This window comes from uncultured Thiodictyon sp. (assembly GCF_903828115.1).
Taxonomy (GTDB): domain Bacteria; phylum Pseudomonadota; class Gammaproteobacteria; order Chromatiales; family Chromatiaceae; genus Thiodictyon.
The window spans coordinates 1-15,258 of record NZ_CAIKKU010000335.1 but is presented as its reverse complement, the minus strand read 5'-3'; the positions used below and the strand labels follow the sequence as shown (position 1 = coordinate 15,258).

Annotated in this window: 13 protein-coding genes and 4 pseudogenes; 9 read left to right on the top strand and 8 right to left on the bottom strand. The window is 67.6% G+C overall.

Translation table 11 applies throughout. The features are described from left to right. A partial coding sequence (locus tag QZY48_RS12470; RefSeq protein ID WP_295431180.1) for a hypothetical protein occupies positions 1–1,172 on the bottom strand: 1,172 nt, incomplete at its 3' end. 167 nt (positions 1,173–1,339) lie between these two features. On the opposite strand from QZY48_RS12470, the gene QZY48_RS12465 reads away from it, so the two are divergent. Further along, positions 1,340–2,167 carry a PAS domain S-box protein gene (locus QZY48_RS12465; protein WP_295431179.1) on the top strand — a complete coding sequence of 276 codons (828 nt, stop codon included), beginning with the start codon at positions 1,340–1,342 and terminating at the stop codon, positions 2,165–2,167. A 79-nt stretch (positions 2,168–2,246) separates the two neighbouring features. On the opposite strand, the gene QZY48_RS12460 is transcribed toward QZY48_RS12465, so the two are convergent. The 3 genes and pseudogenes from QZY48_RS12460 to QZY48_RS12450 all read right to left on the bottom strand — a co-directional run. After that, positions 2,247–2,639 (bottom strand): putative toxin-antitoxin system toxin component, PIN family, encoded by a 393-nt coding sequence (locus QZY48_RS12460; RefSeq protein WP_295431178.1) that lies wholly within the window; start codon positions 2,637–2,639, stop codon positions 2,247–2,249. 292 nt (positions 2,640–2,931) lie between these two features. Further along, a pseudogene (locus QZY48_RS34790) lies at positions 2,932–3,072 on the bottom strand (GNAT family N-acetyltransferase); the annotation flags it as partial. A 154-nt stretch (positions 3,073–3,226) separates the two neighbouring features. Next, a pseudogene (locus QZY48_RS12450) lies at positions 3,227–3,445 on the bottom strand (DUF1778 domain-containing protein); the annotation flags it as partial. A 17-nt stretch (positions 3,446–3,462) separates the two neighbouring features. Between QZY48_RS12450 and QZY48_RS12445 the strand changes: the two are divergent. From QZY48_RS12445 to QZY48_RS12415, 8 genes and pseudogenes are all read left to right on the top strand, one after another. Next, the gene (locus tag QZY48_RS12445) at positions 3,463–3,651 is read left to right on the top strand and encodes a ribbon-helix-helix domain-containing protein (RefSeq protein ID WP_295431176.1); all 189 of its coding nucleotides are present in this window, start codon (positions 3,463–3,465) and stop codon (positions 3,649–3,651) included. 3 nt (positions 3,652–3,654) lie between these two features. Then, a pseudogene (locus tag QZY48_RS34785) lies at positions 3,655–3,921 on the top strand (putative toxin-antitoxin system toxin component, PIN family); the annotation flags it as partial. A gap of 13 nt (positions 3,922–3,934) precedes the next feature. Then, positions 3,935–4,375, top strand: a pseudogene (locus tag QZY48_RS12440) (transposase); the annotation flags it as partial. A 336-nt stretch (positions 4,376–4,711) separates the two neighbouring features. Further along, on the top strand, positions 4,712–7,207 hold the full coding sequence (locus QZY48_RS34780; protein WP_366929676.1) for a multicopper oxidase domain-containing protein: 2,496 nt from the start codon (positions 4,712–4,714) through the stop codon (positions 7,205–7,207). A gap of 31 nt (positions 7,208–7,238) precedes the next feature. After that, positions 7,239–7,961 (top strand): FKBP-type peptidyl-prolyl cis-trans isomerase, encoded by a 723-nt coding sequence (locus tag QZY48_RS12430; RefSeq protein ID WP_295431175.1) that lies wholly within the window; start codon positions 7,239–7,241, stop codon positions 7,959–7,961. Continuing rightward, positions 7,958–8,320: an FKBP-type peptidyl-prolyl cis-trans isomerase N-terminal domain-containing protein gene (locus tag QZY48_RS12425; RefSeq protein WP_295431174.1), complete on the top strand. Its 363-nt coding sequence runs from the start codon at positions 7,958–7,960 to the stop codon at positions 8,318–8,320. Before QZY48_RS12430 ends, QZY48_RS12425 begins: the two co-directional genes overlap by 4 nt. A 90-nt stretch (positions 8,321–8,410) precedes the next feature. Then, positions 8,411–9,067 (top strand): SCO family protein, encoded by a 657-nt coding sequence (locus QZY48_RS12420; RefSeq protein WP_295431173.1) that lies wholly within the window; start codon positions 8,411–8,413, stop codon positions 9,065–9,067. Further along, positions 9,064–9,852 (top strand): FKBP-type peptidyl-prolyl cis-trans isomerase, encoded by a 789-nt coding sequence (locus QZY48_RS12415; protein ID WP_295431172.1) that lies wholly within the window; start codon positions 9,064–9,066, stop codon positions 9,850–9,852. The genes QZY48_RS12420 and QZY48_RS12415 overlap by 4 nt, the downstream gene beginning before the upstream one ends. A 27-nt stretch (positions 9,853–9,879) precedes the next feature. On the opposite strand, the gene QZY48_RS12410 is transcribed toward QZY48_RS12415, so the two are convergent. The 4 genes from QZY48_RS12410 to QZY48_RS12395 form a co-directional block, all read right to left on the bottom strand. Further along, entirely contained in the window at positions 9,880–11,277 is a 1,398-nt protein-coding gene (locus QZY48_RS12410; protein WP_295431171.1) for a hypothetical protein, read from the bottom strand. Positions 11,278–11,856: 579 nt separating this feature from the next. Then, complete coding sequence (locus tag QZY48_RS12405) at positions 11,857–12,168, bottom strand: replication initiation protein (RefSeq protein WP_295431170.1); 312 nt, start codon at positions 12,166–12,168, stop codon at positions 11,857–11,859. A 9-nt stretch (positions 12,169–12,177) separates the two neighbouring features. Next, entirely contained in the window at positions 12,178–12,825 is a 648-nt protein-coding gene (locus tag QZY48_RS12400) for a thioredoxin family protein (RefSeq protein WP_295431169.1), read from the bottom strand. Positions 12,826–12,874: 49 nt separating this feature from the next. Continuing rightward, positions 12,875–15,022 carry a thioredoxin family protein gene (locus QZY48_RS12395; protein WP_295431168.1) on the bottom strand — a complete coding sequence of 716 codons (2,148 nt, stop codon included), beginning with the start codon at positions 15,020–15,022 and terminating at the stop codon, positions 12,875–12,877. Positions 15,023–15,258: the final 236 nt, after the last annotated feature.

Genomic DNA, 15,258 nt, shown 5'->3' with positions numbered 1-15,258 from the left:
ATGGGGTAGCCGAGGACCTCGCACAGCTTGTGGTTGACACGCAGCCAGCGCCCATCGACGCCGACATGGGCGATCCCAATGGCGGCCTGCGCGAAGGTGACACGGTTGACCTCCTCGCTGGCGAACAGGGCCGCGGTGGTCCGCTGAGTCGCCAAGGCCTGATCCAACCCCTGTTGGAGGATGCGCGCGCGCCAATGGCTGGTCTGGGCGCGCCACCAGGACCAGTTCACCCCACCCGCGGCGCCCAGCAGCAACAGCGTGACCAGCACGACCCACAGCGCCCATTGCCGCAGCGGGGCATCGACCTCGCGTGTGTCCTGCTTGGCGACCAGGACCCAGGGTGTCCCCGGGACCCGGGCGGCGTAGCCGAGCACCGGGTCGCCGGCATAGTCGCGGGAGCCGCGCAGGATGCCGGACTCACCGCGCGCAGCGCGGGCCGAGAGCAGTCCCGGCTGGTCGATCGGGACCCGGATGGTCATCGGCGGCGCCTTGCGCGTGACGATGTTCAGGATACTCTCGCCCTCGGGTCTGGCCAACACGGTCTCGCCGGTCTGGGAGGGCAGCGGCCAGTGCAACAGCAGCGGGAAGACGTGCCGCTGCGCGGGCGCGCCCAGATAGATGGCGCCGACGATTTCGGTGCCCTGCGCCGCGATGCGTTTGATGGGTCCGACCATGCCGATGCGGATCGGTTGGCCCGGCTGCCGGTGAAAGTCGACCAGTTGGGGTTGGTCCTGCCGCATCGCCGCGCCGGCCTGCGGCCCGACTTCCGCCTGGGAGGCAATCCCTTCGCTACGAATGCGTTCATTGCCCGCGGCATCGAAGAGCGCAATCGTGTCATAGCCCACATTGCGTTGCATCGCGGCGAGACGCGCCTGAATCTCCGCCAGCGCCGCCTCATCCTGTCCGTCCTGGCTCAACCAGCGCTCGAAATCGCTCGCCAATTGCGCGTCCGACCCGATAAAGGCGACATCCACGGTGCGCTCATTCAACCAGGTATCGAGCTGGCCGATCTTCAGCTCGGCCACCGCCTGCAAGGCGGCCTCGACGCTGGCCTGGCGCTCGGCGCGCAGGCCATGGAAGACGGCCAGTGCGACCAGCAGCAACAAGGCCGCGCTGACCAGAAAAACGGTCAGCGGCAGGGTCGGTCGGGTCTCGGGTTCGGGGACGGTCATGGGGGGGGTCCGGTCGGCGGTTCCCGTCAGTTTAACCGTTCTGGCGCACGGCGTTTCCGTCGGCCTTGCATCCCAATCCACATCTGGGCTAGCTTCGACGCCAGTCTCGCACTTGGACGGTTGGGTTTCCTCCCCGCATGTTGGACCTTCTCGGCAGGCACCGCAGTATGATCCCGGCAATCGCGGCCTGGGGTGTTGCAGTGCTCTGCCTGCTGGTCGCCCCTGGCGCGAGCAGCGAGTCGCCTCGCCCGCTCCTGGTCGGTTCCGAGACCGGCTTCCCGCCGTATGCCGACGCCGATGCGAGCGGCCGGGCAATCGGCTTCTCCGTGGACCTCTTTTCCGCCGTCGCCCGCGTCATGGATATCCCGGTCCAGTACCGGGTCAGCGACTGGGACCAGGCATGGCACGGGCTACTGAACGGTGAAGTCGACGCGCTGCCGCTGGTGGCCCAGATCAAGGCGTTGGACCAGGGGCTGCTGATCGTCAAGACCAACGGCGAATACCAGCAGATTTACGATCGCTGGCTGGGCATTTACGAACCATCACCGTTTCCGCTCACAGTGGCTGCCTGGACGGGCGGCGGACTGGAGCGCAACTATTTCAACTTTCGGCACCGGATCGCGAGCGGCGAAGTGCGCGATGTCGAGGTCTTTTCGTCGCCGGTCGACGTCAGTGGCAGGCCGCTGCTGTTTTCCATCGTCCATGACATCACTCACCGCAAGCAGGTGGAGGCGGCATTACGCGTTAGCGAGGAGACGTTCCGGACCTTGGCGGAATCGGCGCCGGTCGGCATTTATCTCACCTCGCCCGACGGCGCCAGCCTGTATGCCAACAAACGCTGGTGTGACATGGCAGGGATGGCCCCGACGGAGGCGATCGGAAACGGTTGGTTATCGGCAGTACATCCTGAGAATCGCGCATCCGTTGCTTCGGACTGGCAACGGATGATCGAGTCCGGTGGGAGTTGGGACCAGGACATCTCCTCGAAGAGTTGAGCGATGTTGGTGCCGCGGGCCTCGGCGAGGACCTTAAGGCGCCGCAACTTCTCGTCGGGCAGGTCAAGGGTCAGCGCGGTCATCGGCGTACCTCTCGTAGAAAGCCTTCTGGCTTCAGAATCTTGAGTGTGGGGAAACGCAGTTCCATCCGCAACAGGTCACGAAGGTTCCACGTAACGATCGCTTGAGCGCCCCCGGCGATTGCCAGTTCGACCAAGTGATTATCGCCTTCGTCCGGTACATTTGGACGCCATCTGTAGTAGACCCGGGTCCAGCGGCACCGCGCGAGAAAGATGTCGAGCAACGCGTCGCGTTCGGCCGGATCGAGACGGCTGCGCGTGAACAACTCGGGTCGGCCCAACACGTCCTCGTACTCGGCCAGGAGCGCGGTACCCATGAGTGGGATCACCTCGGCGCGTAAGCCCACAGCCACGACCTCGTTGGTCGCCCCGGTACCGAGGCAAGCGCCCACGAATACGTTGGTGCCCTACGCCTTGGGTGGCGCCGGCGGGTGACTGCGAACTCGGTGGATCTGAACAAGGCGGCGCAAGCCACCTTTCTTGTGCGTGGGCCAGTTCTGGCCTGTCGGCGGAAATAGGCGGCCAGCAGGGACGGTGCCACCGGGCGGCTAACTCGGCGCAGGGAGTGTGACCAGGGCGGTCATGGTCCATGAGCGCTTTGACGCCCACCAGTTGCGCCACCGTGGCCATACGAAAAATGGCATCGCGCAGCAGTGCCTTGCCGATGCCGTGGCGCTGCCACGCAAGATCAATCGCCAAGCGCCCAAGCAGCATGACGGGAATCGGGTTCGGCATATTCCGCCGGATACGTCCGGGCGCCTGTTCGCTGCATACTGAACCGGTCGCCAGACTGTAGTAGCCGATGACATGGTCATCGTTGCACACCACATAGGCACGCGACGCGCCGCGTCCTTCGTTGCGCCGGGCGTGGGTTTTCAGCCAGTGGTGGTCGAGGGCCGGCTCGCCGCTCTCAAAGGTCGTCAGGTCATGCGTCGCCGCGAGGGGCGCCGGAGCCGTCCAAGTGCCAACCGTGGGCAAGTCAGGTCGCCCAAGGCGCTTTGGTTGCCAACAAGGCGCGCAGTCGGGGATTGTCGGCGGGCGGTGCGTCCAGCAACGCCTGAAACTCCGCAAATGCCGCGGCGTCCAGCACAAACACGCGCTGGTCCAGCAGCACGTCCTCGGCCTCACGACAGGCCGCCTCCAGCATGAAGTCCGAGCGGGTCTTGCCCAAAATCCGGGCCGCCTGGTCGATCAGGTCGCGTTGGTTGCGTTGCCATGCGCACTCTGCTCGCCCAACGCGGCCTGAAAAAAGGCGACTTGTCCAAGTTCATCGAGGACGCCGTTCGCTGGCGTGTGTTCGACCTGGCGCCCGAAGCCCTGCAAGACCTGATCGACGAAGCGACCGAAACGGTGCGCAACGAGACGCGGGAGACCTTGGCCCGCGCCGCCAAGACTGCACGCTGAACCATGCGCGTCGTGCTGGATACCAACGTCCTGGTCAGCGCCTTGTTGGTTGAATCCTCGCCCTCGGCCCACCTCATCACCCATTGGAAGCAGGGACGATTCACGCTGTTGACGGCGGCCCCGCAGCTTGACGAACTGATGCGGGTCACCCGCTACCCAAAACTGCGCACCCGCCTGAAACCGGCGCAAGCCGGTCGTCTTGTCAACGATCTGCGCGAGATCGCCGAGGTAGTGGAAACCCTGCCGACGGTCGAGGCATCCCCCGACCCCTACGACGTTCATCGACAAGCAACAAGTGGTGCCGATGCTCGCTCAGCTCCAGGCGCTGCCCGCGGGACTCAACGGCGCCAAGCGACTCGCGGCCGACGCCGGCTATTTCAGCAAGGACAACGTGGCGGCCTGCGAAGCGGCCGGGATCGAGCCCCTGATTGCGGTTAAACGCGACCAGCACCATCCCCATTGGTCGGAGCGTTTTCACGAGCCGCCGGAACTGGCGCCCGCGACTACCCCGGTCGCGCGCATGACCAACCGACTCAAGACCGGGGCGGGCCGGGCGGCCTATGCACTGCGCAAGCAGACCGTCGAGCCGGTCTTCGGGATCATCAAGTCGGTGATGGGCTTCCGCCAATTTCTCACCCGTGGACTGGCCAACGTCTAGGGCGAGTGGACGCTGGTCTGCCTGGCGTGGAGCCTGAAACGGATGGCCGTATTGCGTCTGCAGTAAGGTGAAAACCGAGGAAAACTGAGCTTTTAGCCGAAAATCGCTTCTTTCTTGCCAAAAAAGGCCATCCACTGGCCGCAGGCGGCGGTAACGGTGGCTAAGTCCGACAGGCTGCTAGACGGCTACCGCCGCCTAGACGCCCAAACGCCGGGGTCTTTGCGTCATTAGGTCAATGGCTTAGGGTGCTGTTCGTCGAGATGGGGGTTTCCCCCACTTGTGCCGTTCCCCAAGCGTATGTCACTTTCTCCTTAACGCTCCACAGGGTAGATCGACGCCCGTTCGGGCAGTCGATCCCATGCGGCAGAACCGAAGTGTTTAGCAGAAGGCGAGGACATCGAGATGGCCAATCAAACCATTCCCAGAATTGCGGGTTGGGCGGTATCGACGGTGGCGTTCGCGCTGGCTAGCCCCGGCGCCCTGGCGGCGCCGCTGGCAGGCGGCACCCTGGTGCCAACCAGCATCCCCAAGTACGTCGTCCCGCTCGTCATCCCCCCGGCGATGCCCAAGAGCCCCGCCAGCTCCGCCTACAACCGGGGGGTAGTCACTCGCTACAACATCGCCCAGCGCCAGTTCCAGCAGCAGATTCTGCCCGGCGGGGTCTGGAATACGGTGAATGGACGTGCCGACGCCTTCCCGGCGACCCCAGTCTGGAGTTACGGCCGTGCCGACGATCCGATCCCGCCGGGCGGTATCGCCCCGGCGCCAGCGGCGTCTTCGTCCTTCAACTATCCGGCCTTCACCATCGAGTCGACCTCGGGCACCCCTGTCAATGTGCGTTGGATCAACGAGCTGGTGGCGATCAATCCCGCCAACGGTCGGCCTTTCCCGCCCGGTCACCCGCAACGAACCTTCCTACCGCATGTGGTCACAGGTTCGGTGGACCGCAGCCTGCACTGGGCCAACCCGGAGCGTCTCCCGTGTATGGACGGTAGCGTCCGCACCGATTGTCGCCCGGACCAGAGCAACCCGCTCCTGGCCCTGCCCTATAGCGGGCCTGTACCGATGATCCCCCACGTCCACGGCGCCCATGTGGGCCCCGCCAGCGACGGTTATCCGGAGGCCTGGTGGTTGCCGGACGCCGGCAATATCCCCGCGGGTTACGCGCTCACCGGGCTCCAGTTCGATCAGGCCCTGGTCGCCAACACCTTGCCCGGGTCGGCGGCCTTCCGCTATCCCAACGATCAGCCGGCGACCACGATCTGGTATCACGACCATAGCCTGGGCATGACTCGTAACAATGTCTATGCCGGTCCGGCGGGCTTCTGGCTGATTCGTGGCGGTGCCAACGATGCGGCGGCCCCCTACGTACTGCCGGGCAGCGGCGCCGGTGGGCGACCGACCGACCCGACCGCCGGCGGTTGCGACCCCAACTTCGATGCCGTGTGCCGAGCGGCGATCCGTGAGATCCCGATTGCCATTCAGGATCGCTCCTTCAACGCCGATGGGACCCTGTTCTACCCCCAGACCCGCGACTTCTTCAACCTGGTGCGACCCAACGCGGTCATCCCCTATGTGCCCAGCGACCCTGCGACCTGCGCGGCGACGCGCTCCTGCTCGGACGTCGCACCGATCTGGAACCCCGAGTTCTTCGGCAACACCATGGTGGTGAACGGGACGACCTGGCCCAAGCTCGACGTGGCGCCGCAACGCTATCGCCTGAGGCTGTTGAACGGCTCCAACGCGCGCTTCATCAACCTGGCCCTATACACGGTGCCGCCGAGTTGCACCAGGAAGGGCGTCTGCACTCCGGACCGCAGGGCTCTCACCCTCAACTCCAACCAATTGATCGGGAACCCTATGTACCCGGAATTGCCGATCTACCAGATCGGCGCCGAACAGGGTTTCCTGCCCAAGGTCGTGAAGATCTCCACCGGCTTCACGACGCCATTGCCGGGCGACGGGACCATCCCGGCCGCAACGCCCGCGGCCAACCCGGCCCAAGCCCTGCTGATGTCGCCGGCCGAACGGGCGGACGTGATCGTCGACTTCAGTGGCCTGCCCGTCGGTACCGTGGTGCGCATGGTCAACACCGGTTCTGACGCTCCCTTCGGCGGCTTCCCCGCCGCGCCTCTGGCCGACAAGAACACCACCGGCCAGGTCATGGCCTTTGTCGTTGTCGCCGCCGCCGGGACCGACACCAGCACGCCGGTCGCGCGCTTGTTCCTCCCCGCGGAGGCCCCGCTGGGTGCGGCATCCGATACGCCACGCACCGTGACCCTCAACGAGGAGGCATCCCAGCAGATTTGCGTCAAGGCGAACGCCCTCACCGGCAAGATCAAGAAGGTGGTCCTGACCCTGCCCACCGCGGCGCTGCCGGGGACCATCGATGCGATCTGCGGCACCTTGGGCGCCGTACCCTTTGCACCGAAGGAGGCCCTGCTCGGGACCTTGCCGGCCGGTGCGCCATCGCCGCAGCTCTGGGCCGACCCGATTGCCCAGAATCCGGCCCTGGGGGCGACCGAGGATTGGGAGATCTACAACTACACGATCGATGCCCACCCGGTCCATGTGCACCTGGTGCGTTTCCAGGTCAAGGACCGCCAGCCACTTGTGATCGACCCCGTGACCGGGATGCCGGCCATCCCCGCCCAGCGCGATACGGCCTTGCCCGCACGCCCCGCGGAGCCCACTGAGATGGGATACAAGGACACGGTGACCGCCTATCCAGGCGAGGTCGTGCGGGTGCGGGCCACCTTCGACATCGCCGGCCTGTACGTGTGGCACTGCCATATCGTGGAACACGAGGATAACGAGATGATGGTCCCGTTTTGCGTCAACGGCACCGGCGGGAAATGTCCTGCGCCAGTCCCGGTGCCAATTGCGCCGGGGGCCTGATGCGTTCATCTCCCGGGGTGGTGCGGGCGGCATGAGCGTTAGGATTGCCCTTGCCGCCTCGCTCGCCGTCGGGGTCTGCGCCGCGGATGATCAAGCGCGCCCGCCCAGCACGGAGCGGGAGCGCCTCAGCTACAGCCTCGGTTATCAGATCGGGAACGATTTCAGGCGCCACGGGGTCGAGTTCAGGCCGGAAGCCCTGACCCGCGGCATCGCCGATGCCCTGAACGCCCAAGGTTCGCTCATGACCCCGGCGGCGATGAGCGCCGCCTTGAGCGACTTGAAGCGCAAGATCCGCGCCGGTCAGGCACTGGACTCGCACCGGCTGATTCAACAGCAATCGGATCAAGACCGCCGGTTCCTCGAGGAGAACGCCAAGCGCGAGGGGGTCGTCTCACTGGCCAGCGGAGTTCAATATCGGGTCTTGCGCCCGGGTTCGGGCACACGCCCCGGGGCTCTGGACCGGGTCTTGATCCAGTACCGAGCGACCTTGACAAATGGAGTGGAGTTCGACAGCACCTATTCCGACGGCCAACCGGTCGAGGTAGGGCTCAATGAGGTCGTACCTGGCTGGCGCGAGGGGCTCCAGCTCATGCAGGAAGGTGCCCAATGGCAGATCCTTATCCCCCCCCACCTCGGCTACGGCGAGCGCGGACCCCTCGCCGGTCGGACCGTGATCCTGGAGATCGAACTTCTGAAGGTCCTGGGCAACCAGGTCCAGTCAACCGCGCGCCCGACTGGGGACGATTCGCCATGAAGCGTCCATCGCACCACCTGGCCCTGATCGGTGTCTGGCTGTGTCTCGGGGCACAGGCGGCCGAGCACGACACCGACGCCCTGACCTCCGATGCCGAGCGCATCAACTACAGCGTCGGTTACCAGGTTGGCAACGACTTCAAGGACCGACCGGAGATCCTGGACCCGGAACCTTTGGTCCGGGGCATCGCCGATGCGGCCGGCGGCTTGGCACCCCGGCTGACGTCCGCGGAGATGGAGGCGGCCCTGTCCGAGTTCCAGCGTCGGCTCAGCGAGGTCACAGTCCAGTCCCCCGCCGCGCAGACAACCCCGGCACCGTCTGCCGACCAAACGACCGGCGACACGGGAGCGGGGCGTTAGGCCCCGGTCCACGCCGGGCGAGCCTGACCCTGAGACCAGCACCAGAGACCAACACCAACCGACTCGCACCCGATCCATCAGGAGGACTTCATGCTGCACCCACGCCCGGTCTTGACCAATCGTTTCTTGCTCGTCTCCCTGGTGGGTCTGAGCGGTGTGGCGTCCATGGCTCCGGGAGGCCCTTGGGCCGACGAGCACACCGGGCCGCCGCCGGCTGAGGCCGCCGGGCACGCCCATCATCACCACCACATGCCGGCCGTCAGCCGCACCACCGCGGCCTACGCCATACCGGACGTCACCCTCACAGATCAGAATGGCCGCCCGATTCACCTACGTACCCTGCTGGCGACCGACCGGCCAGTCATGGTCAATTTCATATACACGTCGTGCACCGCCATCTGTCCAGTGATGAGCGGGACCTTTGCACGGGTCCAGGAGTCGCTCGGCGCGGACAGCGACACCGTACAGATGCTGTCCATCTCTATCGACCCGGAACAGGATACCCCTGCCGAGCTGGCACGCTACGCGCGGCAATTCAAAGCCGCTGGCCAGTGGCACTTCCTCACCGGCCGGCGGGATGACATTGTCCAGGTCCAGCGCGCCTTCGATGCGTACCGCGGCGACAAGATGAACCACACGCCCCTGACCCTGGTCCGCCCCGCGTCCGCCGCGCAGTGGGTGCGTTATGACGGTTTCGCCGATGCCGAGGACCTGGCGCGCGAGGCCACGACGAGGGCCGGGTCTTGAAACCGGGGCAAGAGCGGGCCAAGACGGTCAGCCCCAGCCGCTGGTCACTGCCCCTCGGTGTTTGGCTCGCGGCCGTTGCGGGGGGACAGGCCAGTGCCGCCGAGACCGCCGAGGGCTCGGTGGCAGCGCCCGCTCCCGCGGCCGCGAGCGTCGGCTACAGCATTGGTTTCCACCTCGGCAGTCTGATGCACACGATCAAACGCTTAGGCTTGGAGCCGGACGAGAATGCGGTGCGCGCTGGCCTAACGGATGCCTTGGCCGGCGCCAGCCCGCCGCTGACCGCCGCTGAGGCGGCCCAACTGCTCGCCGTGATCGCCCACCGGGCCGGCCAGCCCGGGTCTACGGCCAGCCGCAGCTTCGATGCCGCCACGACGCGGGCCTTCAATGGCCTGCACGCGGGCCGGGAGGGGGTCGTCACCCTGCCCAACGGGCTTCAATATCGCGTAGAGCGGCCAGGTAGCGGGCGCCATCCGCAGCCGGACGATGCCCTGACCATGCATTACCAGGCGACGCTGCCCAATGGGGTCGTGCTGGAGGACAGCTTCGCCGAGGGCGAACCGGTCACACTGCGCCTCGCCGAGATCGCCTCCCCGGGGCTGCGGCAGGCCCTGGGTCTGATGACCGAGGGGGCCGAGTGGGAGGTCTTTGTGCCCCCGGCCCTGGCCTTCCCGGAACTGAGCACCCTGCGTGACCGCGCGGCGATCTACCGGGTCGAGCTGATTCGTGTCATCCCGGCTGGCGATGGACAGGCGCAGCCTGGGGACCCTTCCCCTGCCCGGCCCTGAGGGGTCTGGACCCTGGTCCGACATCTCTCAAGGCGCGGTGTCTTCGGCGATCGGGACCAGGAGTGCAGCATCGGGCGCTGCGTAGCGCAGGACGATGCCGCCCCGCGCCGCCATCCGCTGTCCGGCTGCCAGGCTCAAGCGTTGGTAGTAAGGGACCGCGGAGTTGAGGTCCACTGGGTTGCCCACGTTCTTCGACACCACCGCTTCCAGTTGCTCCACCAGGCCGGCGCGCGTCACGGTCGTTCCGCGCCATCGCAATTGCAACCGCTGCAGCCGTGACAATGCCGCCGTGAAGGCATAAGCCGCCCCATAGGCGTCGGCTTGACGCCGCAGAACCCCATCGCTCGGCAGCCCGGCCCGGGCCAGCCAGGCTTGCAACCAGACCCGCGCCGACCGGCCCTGGGGCGTCCAATCGTCGAATAGGGAAACGTAGCCTGTCCGCGCCTTCCAGGCTGGCGGCAGGGACAGTTCGGCAGAGGGTGCGAGCAACGCCGAGAGGAAAACCTGGCCAGCGGTCGGACCCTGGGGCCACCGCGCGACCAACTCCGCAACCTCGGCGAGGCGCAGCCAAAGAATCAGGGTGTCGGCATCGGTCATGTCCGCGAGCCCGGCCAACGGGGCGATGTGGCGAAAGCGGTGGGCGCTGACCGTGCCCGCGGAGGGGCCAAGGCTGGCCGCGAAGACCGCCGCCGCCCGCTCCCCGACGGCATCGCTGTAGACCTGCCGGAGCCGGCGCTCACGCCCGGGCGTCGCGGTGTCCAGATGCCGGGCGAGTACGCGCGCCTCCAGGGTCACCCCGGGCGCAAAATAGACAGACCAATCGTCGCCGGATTGCTCGGGGGCGATATCCACCGAGGGGAGCACGCAGGCGACCTCGGTCCGCTCGCAGAAGCGATGGACCGGCAGCCACTCGGCCGCGCCAACCCCCGAGAGCAGGGCAAAGACCGGCTGCTCCCGGTAGCGTTCGTTCAACTGCGCCTCCCAACCCTCAGCCGGCCCCGAAAGGCGCCATTCAGCGAGCTTCCAGCGCAGCCCCCCGGGCTGCTGACGCGCCCAGGCCCGAAGCACGCCGAGCACCGCCGCATCCGCCCCAGGCTGGGCGTCGGGGGTCACCACTGTGGCCAGTTGCAGCGCGTCGGGGGCGACTCCGGGCGAGGGGTCGATGGACAACCGTTGCAGGTAGGCAAGGACGCCGGCAAGCGCATCGCCGTCCAAGTCGTAGCGTGGCATCGGCGGCATCAGGGGATCGCCATCCGGATCCAGACCCTCGCGTAGGGCGCGCGCCAGGCTGCTGTCGTCATAGGCGGGCCGCGTCAGGGCCCGATACCAGGGCACCGTGGCGGCCGCCCCGGTAGGGGTGCGCCCGGGGGCAATGTGATGAGGCCCCGGCAGGGCGAGCACCGACCGGGTGATCGGGGGCACCATGACCGGGCCCTCGAAGGTACCGAAACCGCTCGGTCGATGGCAGGCGGTGCAAGCGGCCAGGGGACCCTCCAAGACCGTGCCCGTGGACTGAGTACCACGCAGCGATGTCCCATCCGGTAGCACCCCTCGCTCGTAGATAGCCCGGCCGACCTCGAACAGGTCCTCGGATGACCGCGTCGTACCCGGTGCGCCTCGGGCAACGCCGAGAGGGAGCACCAAGCCAAGCGCAACAAGCACCGCGAACGGGCCGCGCCGACGGGTCGGATGATGCGTCATTGGTGGGAGTTCGCGGTTGCCATGATGGATCTGTACCATAAAAGCCGTTGTCCATGAAATGGATAGAAGCGTCTTCTATCCCCGCAACGTCCGGGGCGAAGGACCCGCGCGCAACGCATGACGGACCCGAGGCGCATCCCTTGACCTGGCTGTTTTATATCAGGTTTTCGAGTGCAACGGAACAGAAAACCTAGGTAAGGGGCCAGGACGAGGCCCCTGTCAGGCGACATGAAAAACTGACCCGGAGGCGACACGCAGAACTGACCCCCTCAGACCCGATCGGAACGCTCCGATGAGACAGGTTTAGCGCGTCGCTATCCCAGCTTGGTACTGGCGGCTCGCCCGCACAGCCAACAGCGACAACCGCGGGCCGGCAAGCGGCATCTGCATCGCCGTCCGCTCCACCATAAACAACAGATCCGCAACCGCGCGACCTTTCTTTATTCCCCGATAGCCCACCGATATATCAGAGTTCTTATTGATTTCGAGCACACAGGGTTTGAGGACGTCGTTATTGAGGTGCTTGTAGATCCCGTCGGTTAGTCGGTGCCATGGAAAGCCTGACCGATCTTGAGCGCCTACGCGTTGACAGGACCCGGCCAGACCCTTGAGCAAGGTTGCCGCTCAATACTTGACCGAGCACCCATAAGGCCGAGTCACCGCGTCGGCCAGGGGCCGGCCGGCGGCAAGGTCCGCGAGCGCCGCCCGGACGTAGTTGCGGGCGCCGGGGAGGTCGGCCGGATCGGAACTCGGGCGGTCGTCGATGGCGCCCATGTAGACCAGGGTCCCGGCCGGGTCGATGACAAAGAGGTGCGGGGTCGTCTTGGCCCCGTAGGCCCGGCCCATGGTCCCCGTGGGGTCCAGGAGCACGGCGCTCGGTGCCGCCTTGCGCTCGGCGGTCAACTGGTCCGCCGCGGCCGCCGTCACATGGCCCTGGTTGCCCGGGGCCGAGGAGATCACCGTGAGCCACACCTTGCCGGCCGCGGTCGCCTCGCGCTGGAGCGCCTGCATATTGCCGCCCCCATAGTGCTTGCGCACATAAGGACAGCCATCGTTGGTCCATTCCAGGATGACCGTCTTGCCCTTCAGATCGGCCAGGTTCCAGGTCTTGCCGGCCGTGTCCGCGATGGCAAAGGGCGGCGCCGGCTGCCCGACCTGGGGCGCCTGGGCTGCGCCCCAGGCGAGCCCCCAGGTCATGAGTGCCCCGAGCAGGGCGAGCATCACCGGCACCAGGGGGCGGGGCTGGCGTACGGGTTGGTCAGTGTGGGTCATGAGACTCTCCTGGGGCTGGATGAGATCGATCGGCTGGCCTGTTCCGGCCTTATCTGGGGGCGCCGACGGCGCTCCCCAGGGCCGCGAGGACGCTGGCGGGGGTCAGGATCTGGGGCAGCACCCGCGGCTCGCCGCCCGCGGGATAGTAGACATAGAGCGGCACCCCGGTGCGTCCGAAACCGGCCAGATAGTCGCCGATTTGCGGGTCGCGACCGGTCCAGTCGCCCTTCAGATAGAGCAGATCCGCGGCCCGGAAGGCGGCGGCGACGCTGGTCGCACGCAGCGCCACCCGCTCGTTGACCAGGCAGGTGATGCACCAGGCGGCGGTCATGTTGACGAACACCGGGCGTCCCTGGGTCCGGGCCTGGGTGAGACGCGCGGGCGTATAGGGCTGCGCCGCCAGTCCCGCCTGGGGCGCCGCCGGAGCGGCCGACTGCTGCGGTGTCGGCGAGCCCGCGGTCGCGAAACCGAGCCACAGGGCCGCCGCTAACCCGGCCAGGGCCGCCCCCTCCCCGACCCGCCGCCAACTGCGCCCGGCCATGGCGGTACGCTCGCGCGCCCAGAGCCCGAAGCTCGCGGCCAGCATCCCGGCGAGCACCAGGGCCAGGCCCGCCGGCCCGGTCTGCACACTCAACACCCAGAGCAACCAGGCGGCGGTGGCGAACATGGGAAAGGCCAGGAGCTGTTTCAGGTGCTCCATCCAGGCCCCGGGCCGCGGCAGTCGGCGGGCCAGGCCCGGGGTGAGCGAGAGGGCCAGAAAGGGGGCGGCCAGCCCGAGCCCCAGGGCGAGCAGGATGGCCAGCGCCAGGGGCCAGGCCAGGGTCAGCGCATAGCCCAGGGCGGCGCCCATGAAGGGTGCGGTACAGGGCGCCGCCACCAGGGCCGCCAGGGCGCCGGTCCCGAAGGCCCCCGCGCTCCCGCCCCCCACCTGACCCCCGGCCAGGCCCATCAGCCGGCCGCCCAGGGTCACGGCACCCGCGAGCGACAGACCCAACACCAGAAAGACATAGGCCATGATGGCCACGAAGGGCGGGTACTGGAGCTGGAAGCCCCACCCGATGGCGGTCCCCCCCGCCCGCACGGCGAGCAGGACCGCGGTCAGCGCGGCGAAGAAGACCAGGACCCCGGCCGTGTAGGCGAGCCCATGGGCGCCGCGCTGCCGGGCGCTCAGCCCCCCCTGCCCCGCCAGACTCAGGGCCTTGATGGCCAGCACCGGGAAGACGCAGGGCATCAGATTCAGGATCAGTCCGCCCAGGAAGGCCAGCCCCAAGGCGAGCGGCAGGCCCAGGGCCGGCGCGCTCGGCGCGGTGATCCGGGGGGGCGTCTGGGCCGGCAGGACGCGCGTCGCGTCCACCTCGAAGGAGCGGACGGCCCCGTCGGCCCCAGTCAGCGTCAGGAGTCCGCCGGGGTCCGCCGTGCCGGCCGTCTCGCCCGGGGTCAGGTCAAGCTCCAGCCGGTCCGCGGCCAACCGCCAGGGCTGGTCGGCCGCGGGCTCGATCAGCCCCCAGGACCAGGGAAAGAAGCGCACGGCGGTCGGCGCCTCGCCCAGTCCGGCGCGCGGCAGCGACAGCCGCAGCCCGCCCGGGGTCGGCGTCAGGGTCGCGCCGGCGAGCGTCCCCACGGGGAGTCCGGCGCGCGCCTGTGCAAAGGCCTCCTGCGCTTGCGGGTCGCTCGGACCGGCCGCGGCGGCGGTGTTCAGGGTCAGTTCCAGGACCGCGGACTCCGGGACACAGTGCTCCTCGCACACCAGCCAATGGGCCTGTGCCCGCACCGGGATCGGCTCCCCGAGCGGCCAGTCCGCCGGGATCGACAGGCGCACCGGGTGCAGGGCGCGTCCGGAGTAGCCGAAGTTGGCCAGCGGACCGACCCGGATCAGCGCGGGGGCCGGAAACTGGAGCGCCCCGGCGCTGACCCCCGGCGGCAGCGTCCAGTCGATCCGCGGGGCCTCGCCGGAATCGCCCGGGTTGCGCCAGTAGGTGTGCCAGCCGGGTCGGATGGTCAGGGACAGCAGCAGTTCCAGGGGCTGCCCGGGCACCGTGGGATTGTGCTCCGCCAGCAGGTGCGCGGTCACATTCTCAGTGCTGACCGGGTTGCCCCAGGCCAGCAGCGGCGCGAGCAGCAGGGCTGGCCAGGCCATTGCCCAAGCGGCCAGCGAGCAGCCGCTCCGCAAGGCGTCACGCAGCACCGAGCAGAGCACTGCGCCACCAGGCGCCCTTGGTCTGAACAGGTGCATTAATGTCCGACCCATCGCCAAGATGATTCCCGTTCTATCAAACTTACAAATTCATGCGCAAACATGAATAAAGTTGACTTCCTGCTTCACGGGGGCCGGTTTCACGCGGACCTTGCGGCCCGCGCCAGCGCCTTCCCCTCCACAGGCAGACACCGCGGAACTCGCGGCGTACTTGGCGAGGTTAATCGCCGCATTCAGGT

What these genes read in the sequence shown, in the direction of transcription:
- QZY48_RS12465 (WP_295431179.1), top strand. Translation starts at nt 1,340, where the DNA reads ATGATCCCGGCAATCGCGGCCTGGGGTGTTGCAGTGCTCTGCCTGCTG.
- QZY48_RS12420 (WP_295431173.1), top strand. Translation starts at nt 8,411, where the DNA reads ATGCTGCACCCACGCCCGGTCTTGACCAATCGTTTCTTGCTCGTCTCC.
- QZY48_RS12445 (WP_295431176.1), top strand. Translation starts at nt 3,463, where the DNA reads ATGCGCACTCTGCTCGCCCAACGCGGCCTGAAAAAAGGCGACTTGTCC.
- QZY48_RS12430 (WP_295431175.1), top strand. Translation starts at nt 7,239, where the DNA reads ATGAGCGTTAGGATTGCCCTTGCCGCCTCGCTCGCCGTCGGGGTCTGC.
- QZY48_RS12410 (WP_295431171.1), bottom strand. Translation starts at nt 11,277, where the DNA reads ATGGTGCCCCCGATCACCCGGTCGGTGCTCGCCCTGCCGGGGCCTCAT.
- QZY48_RS34780 (WP_366929676.1), top strand. Translation starts at nt 4,712, where the DNA reads ATGGCCAATCAAACCATTCCCAGAATTGCGGGTTGGGCGGTATCGACG.
- QZY48_RS12425 (WP_295431174.1), top strand. Translation starts at nt 7,958, where the DNA reads ATGAAGCGTCCATCGCACCACCTGGCCCTGATCGGTGTCTGGCTGTGT.
- QZY48_RS12400 (WP_295431169.1), bottom strand. Translation starts at nt 12,825, where the DNA reads ATGACCCACACTGACCAACCCGTACGCCAGCCCCGCCCCCTGGTGCCG.